This is a genomic window from Xanthomonas sp. NCPPB 2632, assembly GCF_041228075.2.
Taxonomy (GTDB): Bacteria; Pseudomonadota; Gammaproteobacteria; order Xanthomonadales; family Rhodanobacteraceae; genus Luteibacter.
The window spans coordinates 2,968,369-2,983,401 of the sequence record NZ_CM192979.1; the positions used below are offsets into that span (position 1 = coordinate 2,968,369).

Below are 15,033 nucleotides of genomic sequence, written 5' to 3' on the forward strand. Positions count from 1 at the left end.
GACCGCCTCCAACGAAGGAACGACCCATGGGTGACGCCCGCCGCTACCACGCACTTTCCTCACCGTTCCGCATGAAGCGCGGCGGCGAACTGCACGGCGCGTGCGTTGCCTACGAAACCTGGGGCACACTGGCCGCAGCAGGCGACAACGCTATCCTCATCCTTACCGGCCTCTCGCCCAGCGCGCACGCCACGTCCAACGACGAGGACCCCACGCCGGGCTGGTGGCAGGAGATGATCGGCCCCGGCAAGGCGTTCGACACCGACCGCTGGTTCGTGGTCTGCGTCAACTCGCTGGGCAGCGACAAGGGCTCCACCTGCCCCGCGTCGATCGACCCCGCCACCGGGCAGCCCTATCGCCTGACCTTCCCCGAGCTTTCGCTGGAAGACGTCGCCAACGCCGCGCACGAGGTCGTCCTCGCCGGGCTGGGCATCGAGCGCCTGGCCTGCCTGGTCGGGTGCTCCATGGGCGGCATGAGCGCGCTGGCGTTCATGCTGCTGCACCCGGGCACGGTGCGCACGCACATCAGCGTGGATACGGCCCCGCAGGCACAACCGTTCGCCATCGCCATCCGCTCCCTGCAGCGCGAGGCCATCCGCCTCGATCCACACTGGAACGGCGGCAACTACGGCGATGAAGCCTGGCCGGAACACGGCATGAGCATCGCGCGCAAGCTCGGGGTCATCACGTACCGCTCCGCGATGGAATGGAACGGCCGCTTCGCACGTATCCGCCTGGATGCCGAGCAGCGCGAGGAAAACGAGCCGTTCGGTTTCGAGTTCCAGGTCGAGTCCTATCTCGAAGGCCACGCCCGGCGTTTCAATCGCCAGTTCGATCCCAACAGCTACCTTTATCTGTCGCGCGCCAGCGACTGGTTCGACATGGCCGAACACGGCGAAGGCGACGTCATGCGCGGCCTGGCACGCATCCATGTGCAGCGCGCACTGGTGATCGGCGTCAGCACCGACATCCTGTTTCCGCTAGAGCAACAGGAAACCATCGCCCGGGGCCTGGAAGCGGCCGGTGCCGCCGTGGAATTCGTGGCACTGGACTCGCCCCAGGGCCACGATGCCTTCCTGGTCGACATCGCCAGCTACAGCCAGGCCATCGGTGGTTTCCTGGGGTCGCTCTGAGGCATCGTGACGCTGGCGCGCGGCGCGCCCTGCTATCATGGAAGGTATCGGGCATTGCCACGCCCTATCCGCCGCCAGAGGTAAAACGCATGATCACGGTCGACTTCCCCGGCAGCCGCAAGCTCATCGATGCGATCGACGCCTCCGTCGTGCAGCCGGATACCCCGGCCATCACCGACACCCTGCGCAATGCGCTGTGCCGGTTGATCCGCTCGCAGGAAGTCATCCTGCCAGCCTGCGTCTTCGAGTCCACCGGCGACCACTACGCCCGCCGCGAGCTCTACCGCAGCGACGAGCACGGTTACAGCGTGGTCGCCATGACCTGGGGTCCAGGCCAGGGCACCCTGATCCACGACCACAGCGGCATGTGGTGCGTGGAGGGCGTCTGGAACGGCGCGCTGGAAATCGTCCAGTACGAGCTGCTCGGCCACGAGGCAGAGCGCTACCAGTTCCGCGCCGTGGGCTCGATCCAGGCTGGCCCCGGCTCGGCCGGCAGCCTGATCCCGCCGCACGAGTACCACACCATCCGCAATCCCAGCGAGGATGCCGTCGCGGTCAGCCTGCACATCTACTCCGGTCGCATGACCCAGTGCGCGGTGTTCAATCCGGAGGGCAACAACTGGTACCACCGCGACGAGCGCAAGCTGGGTCTCGACCAGATCCATTGAATCCCGCATAATCCACGTGTTGTAACGTTTTGCGTCGGCCCGAGTGGTGAAACTGGTAGACGCAGGGGACTCAGACCAGAAATTGAGCCCTCAGGGGGAAACCCCCGAGGTGAAGCCCGTCAAACTCGGCGAAGGCCCTGGACGCAAGTCCGAGCTAATACCGAGCCAAGCCCCGGCACCGAAAGGTCCGGCGGAAGGTGTAGAGAGCAGACGGCGGGCACCTAAGGCAAAGCGATCCAACGCGGCGCTACGGTGAAGGCGTGCTCCAGACCACGAACGTCGCTTTCGCAAGGAAGTGTCGGCGGCGAAAGCCGAAGTGGTACGAAAATCCCCCGCCGCAAGGCGTGCCGGTTCGATTCCGGCCTCGGGCACCAAACATGAAAACCACTTCCGTCTTGCGGGGGTGGTTTTTTTTCGTCAGTTCGCGTGTTCGAGGCGATAGCCTTCGCCGCGCACGGTACGCACCATCACGCTGGCGCCCAGCTTGACGCGCAGGCGCGACACCTGCATCTCCACGGCGTTGATGGACGAGTCGCAGTCCCACGATGCGATAGCGTGCAGCAGTTTTTCCTTGCTCACGACATGACCCACCCGCAACGCCAGCGATTCCAGGACGCACCATTCGCGACGGGTCAGTTCGACCGGCACCTTGTCCACGGATGCCATGCGTCCGGAAAGATCCATGTGAAGTCCGCCCACGCGCAGCTCGGAGCTGGCCAGCGTACGCACGCGCCGGACCACCACACGACAGCGCGCCGCCAGTTCCAGCAGGGAAAACGGCTTGACGAGGACATCGTCGGCGCCCAGATCCAACGTCACGATGCGATCGGAAACGCAGTCGCGTGCAGCCACCATCACCACCGGCAACATATTGCCGGATTTACGTAGTGCCTTGAGGAAACCGTTGCCACCGTCTCCAGGCAGGCCTGTATCGACCACCGCCAGATCGAAATCGCCTACCGCCAGCGATGCCCTCGCCTGCTCCGCGGAAACGACATGTTCCACGGTAAATCCTTCGTCGGTCAGGCCGCGGCGCATGGCAACCGCGAACGTCTCGTCGTCGTCGACCAAAAGAATTCGCATCAGGCCCCCGCCCGCAAGACATCGTCGAGGGCCGCAGCATAGCGCAGCAAATCGTAAATTCGACACCGACAGATTCAAGAAAGATTCGCGTCAGAATCCCGTCAGGAAGTCGCGGCATCATCGAAAAAAGGGGATCGATTCCGCCAGCGATTATCCGTGCTTGCGCGAAGACCGAAGGGATGGATGGGACATGGAAACCTCGCTTTTTCGCAAGCAACTGACCGACGCGGGCAGCCAGGAGTGGTTGGGTGTCGTGCGCCTGGCCACGCCAGTTTCTACCCAGGTATGGACGGTGTTCGCCCTGGTGCTCGGGGCTGCCATCCTGACGTGGTTGTTCACCGGTCATTACACGCAGCGTGTCCACGTGACAGGCCTTCTGGTCCCGCGGGCCGGCCTGATCGGCATCACGGCGAACAGCGTCGGCATCGTGGATCGCGTGGCGGTGGTGGAAGGCGACCGCGTGACGAAGGGCCAGCTGTTGGTCGCCCTGTCCGGGGAGCGCACCAGCAAATCGCTCGGCAATACCGCGGCCGGCGTAAGCCTGCAATTGCAGCACGAAGCCGTCAGCCTGTCGCAGGACATCCGTGACACGCTCACGCTGCAAGGCAAGCAGGCCGACGACAATCGTACGCAGCAGGGTTTGCTGAAGGGCCAGCTGGCGCAGATCGATGCGCAGATCGTCATCCAGAAAAAACAGATGGCACTCGTCCAGGAACTCGTGACCAAATGGTCGGGCCTGGTATCGAAAGGCTATATCTCCTCGTTGCAGGTGGAGCAGGAACAATCCGCGCTGCTGGCCGACGAATCCCAGCTGAAGTCGTTGCAGCAGCAACGCTACAGTACACAGCAGCAGGTGACCGCGCTGGACGACCAGCTCACCCAGTTGCCGCTGGCCGTGTCGGCCAAACTCAACGAACTGCGCCGACAGCTGTCGCAGATCGAACAGGCCCTGGCGCAAAACGAGGCCAGTCGCGCCAGTGAATTGCGTGCACCCTCCAGCGGCATCGTGTCGTCGGTAACGGTCAAGCCCGGCGCGTCCGTGGCCATGGGGCAACCGTTGCTGTCGATCGTGCCGGACGGCTCCAACCTCCAGGCGCAGATCCTCGTGCCAAGCCAGGCGGTCGGTTTCGTGCACCCCGGCACCGATGTCACGCTCCACTACCCGTCGTTTCCCTACCAGAAGTTCGGCCTGCAGCATGGCGTGGTGACCAGCGTGTCGCGCAGCGCGCTCACGCCCTCGGAAGTCACGCTGCTGCTGGGCGGCGGCACGTCGCCCTCGCCTGATTCCCTGTACCTGGCCCACGTGGACCTGAAATCGCAGAGCGTCAACGCCTACGGCCACGACGAACCCCTGCGCCCGGGCATGGCGCTGGAAGCCGACATGCTGCTGGACCGACGACGCATCGTCGAATGGATCTTCGAGCCGCTTTACGGCATGGGCCATCGCTGGAGCAACGGCGCGTGAGCGACGGGCTGCACTTCGGGCGCGAACGCGCGCTGCCCAGCGTGCTACAGGCGGAGTCGGCCGAGTGCGGCCTGGCCTGCCTGGTCATGATCGCGGCGTACCACGGGCACCAGACCGACCTTCCAGCCATGCGCCGACGGTTCACGTTGTCGCTCAAGGGCATGACCGCGCGCCGCCTGCTCGACATCGCCCACACCCTGGGCCTGCAATGCCGACCGCTGCAACTGGAGATGGAAGAACTGGCCCAGTTGCAGACGCCTTGCGTGCTGCATTGGGACATGGACCACTTCGTCGTGCTGCGCCATGTGGGCAAGCGGAAGGTCGTGATCCACGATCCGGCCGTGGGCGTGCGCACGCTCAGTGCGGCCGATGTGGCGCGGCACTTCACCGGCGTGGCGATCGAGTTTTCCCGGGGCCCGACGTTCCAGAGGCAACAGGCGCCCCCGCCGGTATCCCTGCGCTCGCTGGCTGGGTCGGTCCGCGGGTTGGGGCGCGGCCTGGTTCAGATCTTCGGTCTGGCGCTGGTGCTGGAATTGTTCGCCCTGCTGGCGCCGCTGTTCATGCAGTTGGTCGTGGACCAGGTGATCGCCGACGGCGACCATGACCTGCTCACGTTTCTCGGCTTGAGTTTCGCCCTGCTGATCGTGCTCGAGACGCTGGTCTCCGCGCTGCGCAGCTGGACGGTGATGTGGTTGAGCACGCACTTCAACCTGGGCTGGACCGGCAACGTCTTCGCGCACCTCATCCGCCTGCCGCAAGCGTATTTCGGTTCGCGCCACCTGGGTGACATCGTCTCGCGCTTCGGCGCCATCGACACCATCCAGCAGACCCTGACCACGCGCTTCGTCGAGATCATGCTGGACGGCCTGCTGGCCAGCGTCACGCTGGTGGTGCTGTTCATCTACAGCCCGTTGCTGGCGGCGGTCACCATCGGCGCCGCGGCCATCTACGCGGGCCTGCGCCTGCTGTATTTCAGGATCTATCGCGAGGCCAACCTCAGCCAGATCACCGTGAGCGCCCGGCAGCACAGCCGGTTCCTCGAAGCGGTACGCGGCGTACAAACCATCCGCCTGCACAACCAGGAAGCGGCGCAGACCTCGCGTTACCTCAACGCGGCGGCGGAAACGCTCAACACGTCGATCGCCGTGCAGCGCCTGGACATGCTTTTCACCGCCCTGCAAGGATTGGCCACGGGTGGCCAGCGGCTGGGCGTGCTCTGGATCGGTGCATGGCTGGGGCTCAAGGGCCAGTTCACCGTGGGCATGCTGACGGCCTTCGTAGCCTATGGCGACCAGTTCAGCAGCCGCGTCGCCAGCCTGATCGACTACACCATCGAGTTGCGCATGCTGCGGCTGCAGGCGGAGCGACTTGCCGACATCGTCCTCACCGCGCCCGAGGCCTATGCCACCAGCGAACACGTAGGCCCCTTGCCCACGGCGGGGGTCGCTTTCCAGAAGGTGGGCTTTCGCTACGCCGAAGGCGAACCGTGGATACTGCGCGAGTGCAGCTTCGAGGTGCGGCCGGGCGAATCGGTGGCCATCGTCGGACCCTCGGGCTGCGGCAAGAGCACCCTGATCCGCCTGCTCCTTGGCTTGCTCGATCCACAGCAAGGCAGTATCGAGATCGGTGGCATGGACCTGCGCCGGCTGGGCAAGGCCACGTATCGCTCCATGACCAGCAGCGTCATGCAGGACGACCAGCTGTTCACCGGCTCCATCGCCGAGAACATCAGCCTGTTCGATGCCCTCGCCACGCAGGACGACATCGAAGCCGCGGCGCGCATCGCCGGCGTGCACGACGATATCGTCGCGATGCCGATGGGCTACCACAGCCTGGTCGGCGACATGGGCTCGTCCCTGTCAGGCGGGCAACAGCAACGGCTCTTCCTCGCGCGCGCCCTCTATCGTCGTCCGCAGATCCTGGTGCTGGACGAGGCGACCAGCCACCTCGACGTGGCCATGGAGCGCCAGCTCAACCAGGCGATCAAGGCCTTGAACATCACGCGCATCGTCATCGCGCATCGTCCGGAGACCATCGCCCACGCCGATCGTGTCCTGGAACTCGTCGACGGCGCCATACGCCCACGCGACGCGGCCGTTGCGCCGCCCGCCCGCTTCATCCACGAATCCACGAGGTAACCATGGTGTCGTCGCCGGAACCGTCATCCCTGAAGGTCGTCAACCACTTCCTCGACGTGGCGCAGGTGCCGGGCCAGGCCAGCTGGTCGTACGGCATCTACCCAGGCCTGCTGGGAGACACCCATCCGTCGTGGCACACGCACCTGTGCGGTAGCCGCAATCCGCTGGAACGGGCGATCCACGACGACGTGCTCAACGCCACGCCAGGCCTGCAGGCGCTCAACGAGATATGGGTGCACATCCGCGAAGAGCTGGCGCCGGACTACGGCCTGGTGCGGGCCTATGCCAACGGCCATACGTACGGCATGGACGGTGAGGCACATCACACCGCGAAGCCGTCCGACCACGAACTGGTCGCGCTGGTCTATACCAATGCGGAATGGAAGGACGGCTGGGCGGGTGAAACGGTCTTCTACGATGCGGCGCGCGAATGCATTTCCGTCCGCCCGCGGCCCGGTCGGCTGCTGCTGTTCGACGGATCGATCGTGCGTGCTTCGCGGGCGCCCGCGCGGGAGTGCCCCACGTTATGCACGACGTTGTCGTTCCATATGCGACGCATCCGCCGCTGACCGGCGGGATGCCCTCCAGGATGAACACGACGATGCGACACAGTCCATGCACCCTTTCGCTGCTGCTCGCGACACTTTGGCTCGGCGTCGCATCGGGGCCGGCGGCGGCGGCGGCGGAACACATCGCTTCGCTGCATGGCGACGAGGGCGATGCGCTGCACATTCCGATACGCGACGACACCGGCCAGGCGTGGACGATGCAGGGACGCCTGTGCCGTCCGGAAGGCGTGACGCGTCCACGGCTGGTGGTCATCAACCATGGATCGCCCCCCGATGCGGCGGATCGTCCCCACATGACGCTGGCCAACTGCCGGGCGGAATCCGTGCAGTGGTTCATGCAACGGCATTACGCGGTCGTGCTTGCGCTGCGGCTGGGCTATGGCGCGACGGGCGGCCCGTGGACGGAAGGCTACGATGGTTGTGACAACGCCGATTACTACAAAGCAGGCATGGAGACCGCGCGCCAGATCAAGACCATCGTCGATTTCGTGACGGCACTGCCTGGGTATGCGCCCAGCGGCGTGGTCGTGGTGGGCCAGTCCGCCGGCGGTTGGGGCACCCTGGCCTACGACAGCATGCCGCATCCGCAGGTGGCCGCCTTCATCGACATGGCCGGTGGGCGCGGCGGTCACTTTCACGGCACGCCGAACACCAACTGCCATGCCGACAGGCTGGTGGAGGCCGCGCGTCGCTTCGGGACGACGGCCAGCACGCCGGTGCTGTGGATCTACACGCCCAACGACAGCTATTTCAACCCGGAACTGGTGACGTCGATGTACCAGGCATTCACCCAGGCGGGCGGCAAGGCGCAGCGCATCATGCCCGCCGCGTATGGCGACGACGGGCATCACCTGTTCTTCGGGCGCGGTGGCTCGGCCACGTGGGGGCCTCCCATCGAGGCCTTCCTCGCCACGTCTAACGCGTCGGCTTCGCCATGACACCCCTCTTTACACCCACCGCGGAATCGACGATGACCATCGAGGCGATCAGGAACACCATCCAGGCGATCGGACTGCACACGCAGGCGGAAAACATTCCGCTGATCACGAAGAAGGGCGGCGCCTATACCTGGCTGTTCGACCTGCGTCGTGTGTTCATGCAACGCGACACCCTGCTCCAGATCGCGCATGCGTTCTGGGAGCGCAACGCCGCGCGCGAGCCGTTCCAGCTTGGCGGCCTGGAAACCGCGGCCATCCCGTTGCTCACGGCGCTGATGCTCACCGCACCCGCGGAACGGGGCCCGGTCAACGGCTTCATCATCCGCAAGGATCGCAAGACCACCGGCATGGGTAACGCGATCGAAGGCGACGTGCTCGACCTGCCGATCATCCTGGTGGACGATTCGCTCAACTCCGGCAGCAGTGCGGAAAAAGCGCGTACCGTGATCGGCATGGCGGGGCACCGTCTCGCGGAGATGTTCGTGGTGGTGGATTTCGTCTCCCGGGCGGGCCTGGCCTGGCGCGACACCCACGGCATCACGGTGCAGACCTTGTTCACGCTGAAGGACTTCGACCTTCCCGACGACGTGCGCGCGCCCTTTCCCACCCAGACCTATCGCGAACTGTGGCGAACCGCGACACCCGGAGGCTTCGCGTTCCACGTCGTTCCCAAATCGGCGCCGCTGCTGGTCGACAACCTCATCTTCCGCGGCTGCGACGCCGCGAAGATGCAGGCGTTTTCCGCCGAGACGGGCGGCCTGGTCTGGGAGTACGCGGTCACCGGTGCCGCGTACACGAAAAAAGGCATATGGTCCTGCCCCGCCTACCACGACGGCCGGCTTTATTTCGGCGCCTACAACGGCACGGTCTATTGCCTGGACGCGCACAGCGGCGAGGAAATCTGGACTCACCCCGACGGGGAGTGGGTCGGTGCATCGCCGCTGGTCGTGGCCCGGCACAACCTGATCTGTGTCGGCGTGGAATACGTGCGCCCCTGGGCCCAGGGCAGCCTGGGTGCCTACGACATGGATACCGGCGAGAAGATCTGGGAACACCAGGTCGAGAAACTGCAACACGGCTCCCCCGGCTACTGGCAAGGCGGCGACCTGGTCATCTGGGGCAGCGCCGATCACGAGACGCTGGCGCTGGAAGCCAGGACGGGCCGCATCGTCTGGCGTTTCCCCACGCGCCGCTCCGTGAAATACGCGCCCGCCGTGGACGAGGCGCGCAAGCTCACCGCCTTTGCCTCGTTCGACAAATCGATCTACATCCTGGATGTCGAAACCGGTGAAAAACGTGGCGAGTGGAAAACGGACGAAATCTGCTACACGACGCCCCTGTTCGCCGGCAACAAGCTGTTCTGCGGCTCGGGCGACCGGCACCTGTACGTGATCGATGTCGACACCATGCAGCTGGTGGCGAAGATCAACCTGCGCTCGCGCGTCTATGCCTCGCCGCGGCGGATCGGCAACCGGATCATCGTAGGCAGCAACGGCGGCAAGGTCTACGAGATCGACATCGACACGTTGCAGGTGAAAGGCATCCTGCAACTTCCGGATGCGGTGACCAACGGCGTAGCGGTTTCGCCCGACGGTCGGCGCATCTTCGTCTCGACCTATATGAACCACCTCTATGCCTTCGAGCGTCCGGACGATGCCGTGCAAGGCACGCAGCCACACGATCTGCGTGCCGTGTCGTAGCGCGCTACCCGGTCGAGGAAACCGACCCGTGTGGCGCTGCCCCTGCGCGGCGTGACACGGGTCAGCCGACGCGAGGACGGCTCTTTCCCCGCAACCATGTATCAAGGGATCACCATGAGAACGCTCGACATCATTGAAATCGATATGGTGGCAGGCGGTATGCGCGCATCCATCGGCGCCCATCCGCTGTCCACATCCATCCATCACGCCAAGGCGCACAAGAAAGTGCACCACGCCAAGAAGGCGCACCACCATGCGGCGATCCACAAGGCCGGTGCGGTGCACACCACCAACGAGTACGAGGAGCCGATCGCTGAGGGTGGCGAAGGCGGTGAGGGTGGCGAAGGCGGCGAAGGTGGTGAAGGTGGTGAGGGTGGAGAAGGCGGTGAGGGAGGTGAAGGCGGCGAAGGCGGCGAGGGAGATGGTGGCGAGGGTGACGGCGGCGACGGTGATGGTGGCGATGGCGACGGCGGCGAAGGCGACGGTGGCGCCGGCAGCAATGCCAACCCGGCCACAGCCGCATCGGCGTCCGGCACGACCGTAACCTACACGGCCGCCGACGGTTCCACGCAGTCCATCACGGGGACCCACCCCAACCGCGACAACAACCCGCTCGACATCCGTTCGGGCACGGTCGCGACGAACAACGGTTCACTCGGCGACGATCGTGGCTTCGCCATCTTCGCCAGCCCGCAGGCAGGTCTGGATGCCGCCGTAGCCAACATGGACCGTATCAACAACAATGCGGGTGGTACGGCTACCCTCAGCCAGATCATCACCACGTGGTCTCCGCCTAGCGAGAACCCCACGGCCGAGATGATCACGACCATCACGAACAACTCGGGCCTGTCGCCCTCCGCGCAGTGGAGTTCCCTGACCGGTGCGCAGCAGAATGCCTTCATCACGGCCTACGGGCATCGTGAAGGCTGGCACGGGAACTGAGTTCGCCGGGGCCGGGAACCGTTTCCGGCCCCTCCCTTCCGATACGCCGCCTGGAGATTCGCGTGAGAAGCCACATCATCCCCCTGTACGGTCTGCTCGTCCTCGGCATCGTCGCCTTCCCGGTGCATGCCAACGGCATGGCGGACGATTGCGTCGGCGCCCTCCACCATGAATTCGCGACCGCGAACGACACCGTCGATACCAGCGCCCACGCCACCCTGCCCGATGCGTGCACGCACCTCGGCCCACTGGCGCTCGGCATGACCCGCAGCCAGGTCCTGGCCGCCATGGGTGCGCCGGACAAAGAGCGCACCGCGAAGGATCATCCCGGCACCGCCGACCTGCTTTATGTCTATCCCCGCGACCTCAACGCGCAGCTGGCCCGAAAGCCGGTGACCGCCGACCAGATCGCCTACAGCCAGCTCCGCGTCCGCATCCAGCAGGACAAGGTCACCGCCATTTCGACGTTTGCCAATGCCAAGGCGCCCTTGCCGTTCGCCCTGCTGGGACAACCGGCCGGAACGAAGATCGACGGCCTGATGGCGGCGTTGGGTGGCCATCCCCAATGGAATGCCAGCCGTGACTACGTGCAGTTCCCGTCCGTGCCTTTCGCGCTGAGCGTGGACCCGGATACCGCGGGCCTGGTCGGCGTCGATATCGCCGACCGGATGACCAGCCTGGCAACTTTCAGCGGCCAGGGGCTGAACCTGACGAAGGACAAGGCGAGCGGCCTGGTCAATGGCTTCCACTGATGCTCGCCGGCTACCTAAGTATTTCCTCACGAGGTTTTAACTCGAGCGGAGGCAAGAATCGCCTTCGGTGACACCGAAGGGGACATCAGGCATGGCAGTGGATGACACGACCCGGCACGAGGCGCAGCTCGACGAGCAGACGCGCTTTGCCCTGCAGCAATTGTGCTCCACCGCCTACCTGGCAGTCAGCAGCCTGAATGAGTCCGCGTGCGTGGCGCTGTTGCGCCGCGGTCTCGCCGTCCAGGACGAGCTGGGCTACTGGAGCGTCACACCCTCGGGCAAGAAGACGTTCGAGCGACTGGGGAAATCCGTTAGCGTGCGGTGAAAGTCGCCGGCCGATCGGCTAAAATCCCGGCCATGGCACCTCTCCCTATCCCCGGCGGTCTGCTGATCGCCATCGAAGGTATCGACGGCGCCGGTAAGACGACGCTCGCCCATACCCTTCGCGATACCCTTTCGGTCGACGGTTGCACGGTCAACCTCAGCAAGGAGCCGACCAACGGCCCCTGGGGCATGCAGATGCGCGCCTCGGCATCCACCGGCCGGCTCACCCCCGAGGAAGAGCTGCGCCTGCTGATCCTGGATCGCCGGCAACATGTAGACGAACTGGTCGCCCCCGCGCTGGCCCGCGGTGAGATCGTCATCCTCGACCGCTATTTCCCGTCTAACGTGGCCTACCAGGGCGCTGCCGGCCTCGGCATCGACGACCTGATGCAGGCCAACGCCTTCGCACCCCGCCCCGACCTTCTGCTTCTGCTCGACCTTGCTCCGGAGGTTGGCCTGGCGCGCATACGCCTGCGCGGCGATAAGCCGAATCACTTCGAGACGGCGGACAACCTCGACCGCTGCCGTGCGATCTTCCGCGATATGGCCTTGCCGCATACGGCCCTCATCGATGCTACGCGTGACGCCGACGAGGTGTCGGCGGATGCGCTGGACCAGGCAAGGCAAGCCATCGCAAGGAAACGCGCTGGCGGGTGAATGAGCTTAACGCTTGTTCATACTGGTAGAATCGAGTCATGCCTCAGGTTCGCTCCTCCCTTGCCACCCTGGACGATCCCCTGATCGGGGCGGTGGCGCGCCTGTCGGTCGTGCCCCGTATCCTCGACGCCGTGGTCCGCCGCACGGGCATGCGTTTCGCCGCGGTGGCACGGGTCACGGACAACCGCTGGACGGCCTGCGCCGTTCGCGACGACCTCGGTTTCGGCCTCGGCGCCGGCGACGATCTCGCACTGGGCAGCACCATCTGCGACGAGATCCGCCAGCACCATGAGCCGGTGGTGTTCGGCCATGCCAGCGCCCATCCGGTTTACGCCGACCACCACACGCCACGCTTCTACAAGCTCGAAAGCTATGCCTCGGTGCCGATCTTCACGGTGGATGGCCAGTTCTTCGGCACCCTGTGCGCCATCGATTCGCGCCCGGTCACCCTCGACGAGAAAGGTCTTGCCGCCGAGATGACCCTGTTCGGCGAGTTGATCGCCGCCCAGCTGGCGCTGGAGGACCGGGTGAATGACGCGGAACAGGCGCTGCGGGAAGAGGTGGACGACGGCGTGCTACGGGAGCAGTTCCTTGCCGTGGTCGGGCACGACCTGCGCAGCCCGGTGCAGGCCGCAGGCATGGCTGCCGAGTCGCTGCAGTCGATGAACCTGCCGCCACGCGCGCAACGCCTGGCCGGGCTCATTGCGGCCAGCACGCGCCGCATGGCGGACCTCATCGACGACGTGATGGATTTCGCCCGCGCGCGGCTGGCGGCGGGCATCCCCGTGACGACGCAGGTACGCGACGACTTGGCCGAGGCCGCGGAGCGCGTGCTGGCGGAGATTCGCCAGGCGCATCCCGAGGCGGATATCCGCGCGAGCTGGAGCGTGAACCGTCCGCTCCGCTTCGACCTCAAGCGCATGCAGCAGCTCATCGCCAACCTGGTCAACAACGCGATCACCCATGGCGATACCCGTCGGCCCATCCTGGTCGAAGGCAAGGACGAGGGTTGCGCGGTGACGCTGGCGGTCACTAACTTCGGTGACCCGATCGATCCGCAGACGCTGGATCGCCTGTTCCATCCGTTCTTCCGGCCGGATAGTTCACAGCCCCGGCCCGGCCTGGGTCTGGGCCTGTACATCGCCTCGGAAATCGCCCGCGGCCATGGCGCGACGCTCACGGTGACCTCGTCGAAGGAGGCGGGCACCTGCTTCATGTTCCGGATGCCGACGACGCTCCGAACCTGAACGAAAAGGTAGCGAACCTACCGATTCCATCACTTTTATTCTTAAGTAAGTGCATGTACCGCCGATAAGTGACGCAAGTCACACTTCAGGCTTTTCGATGATTCGCCATTGGTTCGAGAGACATCGCGCCTCCCAGGGCAAGCTCGCCGCACTGGACAAGGTCCAGGCCGTCATCGAATTCACCCCCGACGGCCACGTGCGTCACGCCAATGCGCTCTTCCTCGAGACGATGGGCTACCGGCTGGACGAGATCCGCGGTGCCCATCACCGCATGTTCGTCGCCGGTGACGAAGCCGACACGGATGCGTACACGGCCTTCTGGGCCGCCCTGCGCACCGGCCGCAGCGATACAGGGCTGTATCGACGCCGGCGCAAGGATGGCAGCGACGTGTGGCTGCAATCGTCGTACAACCCGCTGTTCGATCGGGGCGGTCAGGTCGTCAGCGTGATCAAGTACGCCACCGATGTCACGGCGCAGCGCATCGCGGCGGCCGACATGGACGGCCGCCTGCAGGCGATCGACCGGGCCCAGGCCACTATCGAGTTCGACCTGGACGGCACCATCCTCGACGCCAACGAGAACTTCCTTAGCGCCATGGGCTATGCGCGTGACGAGGTGGTCGGGCGACATCACCGCATGTTCGTCGAATCCGATGAAGCGTCGTCGCCCGGCTACGCGGCCTTCTGGGCGCGGCTGCGCGAGGGGCGCCATGCCGCGGCCCTGTACCGGCGGCTCGGCCGCGACGGTCGCGTGGTGTGGATCCAGGCAACCTACAACCCCATCCTCGACTTCAACGGCGTGCCGATGAAGGTCATCAAGTACGCCACCGACATCACCGCGCAGACCCTGGCCGCGCAGACGCTGCAACGCGAGGTGGTGTCACTGTCCGGCGCCGTGGTCGACAACGCCAGCAAGGCCGGCAACGCCGAGCAACTGGCTTCCGGCGCCCGGCAGGCCGCCGAGCGTGGCGGCGAGGTCATGCGCGACGTGGTCCGCACCATGGGCGGCATCCAGGAAGGCACGCGGTCGATCGAGGACATCCTCGAGCTGATCGATGCGCTGTCGTTCCAGACCAACCTGCTCTCGCTCAATGCGTCGATCGAAGCCGCGCGTGCCGGCGAGAGCGGCAGGGCCTTCGCCGTGGTGGCGGACGAAGTGCGCCAGTTGGCCGTGCGCAGCGCCAGCGCATCCAAGCAGATCCATCAGCTGATCGGCGATGCCCGGGGGCGCGTCGAGGAAGGCGCGAGCCTGGTGGGTACGGCAGGCCACACCATGGAAGAGATCGTCGCATCCATCGCCAACGTCACCCAGGTGACCAGCGCGATCAGCGAAAGCGCCGTGGCGCAGTCCTCCGGCATCCAGCGGGTCAATGCGGCCGTGGCGCAACTGGAAGCGGTCTACGGCAACATCTGACCG

14 protein-coding genes are annotated in these 15,033 nt (G+C 65.4%); 13 read left to right on the plus strand and 1 reads right to left on the minus strand.

Annotation, left to right across the window (positions count from 1 at the left end):
* Positions 1-26: 26 nt before the first annotated feature.
* Both metX and AB8808_RS12520 read left to right on the plus strand, forming a co-directional pair.
* A complete protein-coding gene (gene metX / locus AB8808_RS12515) occupies positions 27-1,133 on the plus strand; it encodes a homoserine O-acetyltransferase MetX (RefSeq protein ID WP_285401537.1) in 1,107 nt (368 codons plus the stop codon).
* 89 nt (positions 1,134-1,222) lie between these two features.
* Positions 1,223-1,801 (plus strand): cysteine dioxygenase family protein, encoded by a 579-nt coding sequence (locus AB8808_RS12520; RefSeq protein ID WP_369929829.1) that lies wholly within the window; start codon positions 1,223-1,225, stop codon positions 1,799-1,801.
* A gap of 417 nt (positions 1,802-2,218) precedes the next feature.
* Here AB8808_RS12520 and AB8808_RS12525 read toward each other — a convergent pair whose 3' ends face one another.
* Entirely contained in the window at positions 2,219-2,884 is a 666-nt protein-coding gene (locus AB8808_RS12525; protein ID WP_285401533.1) for a response regulator, read from the minus strand.
* A gap of 190 nt (positions 2,885-3,074) precedes the next feature.
* On the opposite strand from AB8808_RS12525, the gene AB8808_RS12530 reads away from it, so the two are divergent.
* From AB8808_RS12530 to AB8808_RS12580, 11 genes are all read left to right on the plus strand, one after another.
* Complete coding sequence (locus AB8808_RS12530; protein ID WP_285401531.1) at positions 3,075-4,349, plus strand: beta-barrel domain-containing protein; 1,275 nt, start codon at positions 3,075-3,077, stop codon at positions 4,347-4,349.
* Positions 4,346-6,487, plus strand: coding sequence for a peptidase domain-containing ABC transporter (locus AB8808_RS12535; RefSeq protein WP_285401529.1), 2,142 nt, complete (start codon positions 4,346-4,348; stop codon positions 6,485-6,487). The genes AB8808_RS12530 and AB8808_RS12535 overlap by 4 nt, the downstream gene beginning before the upstream one ends.
* A gap of 2 nt (positions 6,488-6,489) precedes the next feature.
* Entirely contained in the window at positions 6,490-7,056 is a 567-nt protein-coding gene (locus AB8808_RS12540) for a 2OG-Fe(II) oxygenase (RefSeq protein WP_369929833.1), read from the plus strand.
* Between the two features lie 32 nt (positions 7,057-7,088).
* The gene (locus tag AB8808_RS12545) at positions 7,089-7,994 is read left to right on the plus strand and encodes a dienelactone hydrolase family protein (protein ID WP_285401525.1); all 906 of its coding nucleotides are present in this window, start codon (positions 7,089-7,091) and stop codon (positions 7,992-7,994) included.
* Positions 7,991-9,694 (plus strand): outer membrane protein assembly factor BamB family protein, encoded by a 1,704-nt coding sequence (locus tag AB8808_RS12550; RefSeq protein WP_369929836.1) that lies wholly within the window; start codon positions 7,991-7,993, stop codon positions 9,692-9,694. The genes AB8808_RS12545 and AB8808_RS12550 overlap by 4 nt, the downstream gene beginning before the upstream one ends.
* Positions 9,695-9,808: 114 nt before the next feature.
* On the plus strand, positions 9,809-10,636 hold the full coding sequence (locus AB8808_RS12555; RefSeq protein ID WP_369929838.1) for a hypothetical protein: 828 nt from the start codon (positions 9,809-9,811) through the stop codon (positions 10,634-10,636).
* A gap of 62 nt (positions 10,637-10,698) precedes the next feature.
* Positions 10,699-11,388 (plus strand): secreted signal peptide protein, encoded by a 690-nt coding sequence (locus AB8808_RS12560; RefSeq protein WP_285401520.1) that lies wholly within the window; start codon positions 10,699-10,701, stop codon positions 11,386-11,388.
* Between the two features lie 91 nt (positions 11,389-11,479).
* Complete coding sequence (locus AB8808_RS12565) at positions 11,480-11,713, plus strand: hypothetical protein (protein WP_285401519.1); 234 nt, start codon at positions 11,480-11,482, stop codon at positions 11,711-11,713.
* A 32-nt stretch (positions 11,714-11,745) separates the two neighbouring features.
* The gene (gene tmk, locus AB8808_RS12570) at positions 11,746-12,369 is read left to right on the plus strand and encodes a dTMP kinase (protein WP_369929840.1); all 624 of its coding nucleotides are present in this window, start codon (positions 11,746-11,748) and stop codon (positions 12,367-12,369) included.
* Positions 12,370-12,407: 38 nt separating this feature from the next.
* Entirely contained in the window at positions 12,408-13,616 is a 1,209-nt protein-coding gene (locus AB8808_RS12575) for a GAF domain-containing sensor histidine kinase (protein WP_285401518.1), read from the plus strand.
* A 97-nt stretch (positions 13,617-13,713) separates the two neighbouring features.
* Positions 13,714-15,030: a methyl-accepting chemotaxis protein gene (locus AB8808_RS12580; protein ID WP_369929842.1), complete on the plus strand. Its 1,317-nt coding sequence runs from the start codon at positions 13,714-13,716 to the stop codon at positions 15,028-15,030.
* Positions 15,031-15,033: the final 3 nt, after the last annotated feature.

What these genes read in the sequence shown, in the direction of transcription:
- AB8808_RS12580 (WP_369929842.1), top strand. Translation starts at nt 13,714, where the DNA reads ATGATTCGCCATTGGTTCGAGAGACATCGCGCCTCCCAGGGCAAGCTC.
- AB8808_RS12520 (WP_369929829.1), top strand. Translation starts at nt 1,223, where the DNA reads ATGATCACGGTCGACTTCCCCGGCAGCCGCAAGCTCATCGATGCGATC.
- AB8808_RS12540 (WP_369929833.1), top strand. Translation starts at nt 6,490, where the DNA reads ATGGTGTCGTCGCCGGAACCGTCATCCCTGAAGGTCGTCAACCACTTC.
- AB8808_RS12525 (WP_285401533.1), bottom strand. Translation starts at nt 2,884, where the DNA reads ATGCGAATTCTTTTGGTCGACGACGACGAGACGTTCGCGGTTGCCATG.
- AB8808_RS12555 (WP_369929838.1), top strand. Translation starts at nt 9,809, where the DNA reads ATGAGAACGCTCGACATCATTGAAATCGATATGGTGGCAGGCGGTATG.
- AB8808_RS12545 (WP_285401525.1), top strand. Translation starts at nt 7,089, where the DNA reads ATGCGACACAGTCCATGCACCCTTTCGCTGCTGCTCGCGACACTTTGG.
- AB8808_RS12575 (WP_285401518.1), top strand. Translation starts at nt 12,408, where the DNA reads ATGCCTCAGGTTCGCTCCTCCCTTGCCACCCTGGACGATCCCCTGATC.
- AB8808_RS12565 (WP_285401519.1), top strand. Translation starts at nt 11,480, where the DNA reads ATGGCAGTGGATGACACGACCCGGCACGAGGCGCAGCTCGACGAGCAG.
- tmk (WP_369929840.1), top strand. Translation starts at nt 11,746, where the DNA reads ATGGCACCTCTCCCTATCCCCGGCGGTCTGCTGATCGCCATCGAAGGT.
- AB8808_RS12530 (WP_285401531.1), top strand. Translation starts at nt 3,075, where the DNA reads ATGGAAACCTCGCTTTTTCGCAAGCAACTGACCGACGCGGGCAGCCAG.
- metX (WP_285401537.1), top strand. Translation starts at nt 27, where the DNA reads ATGGGTGACGCCCGCCGCTACCACGCACTTTCCTCACCGTTCCGCATG.
- AB8808_RS12550 (WP_369929836.1), top strand. Translation starts at nt 7,991, where the DNA reads ATGACACCCCTCTTTACACCCACCGCGGAATCGACGATGACCATCGAG.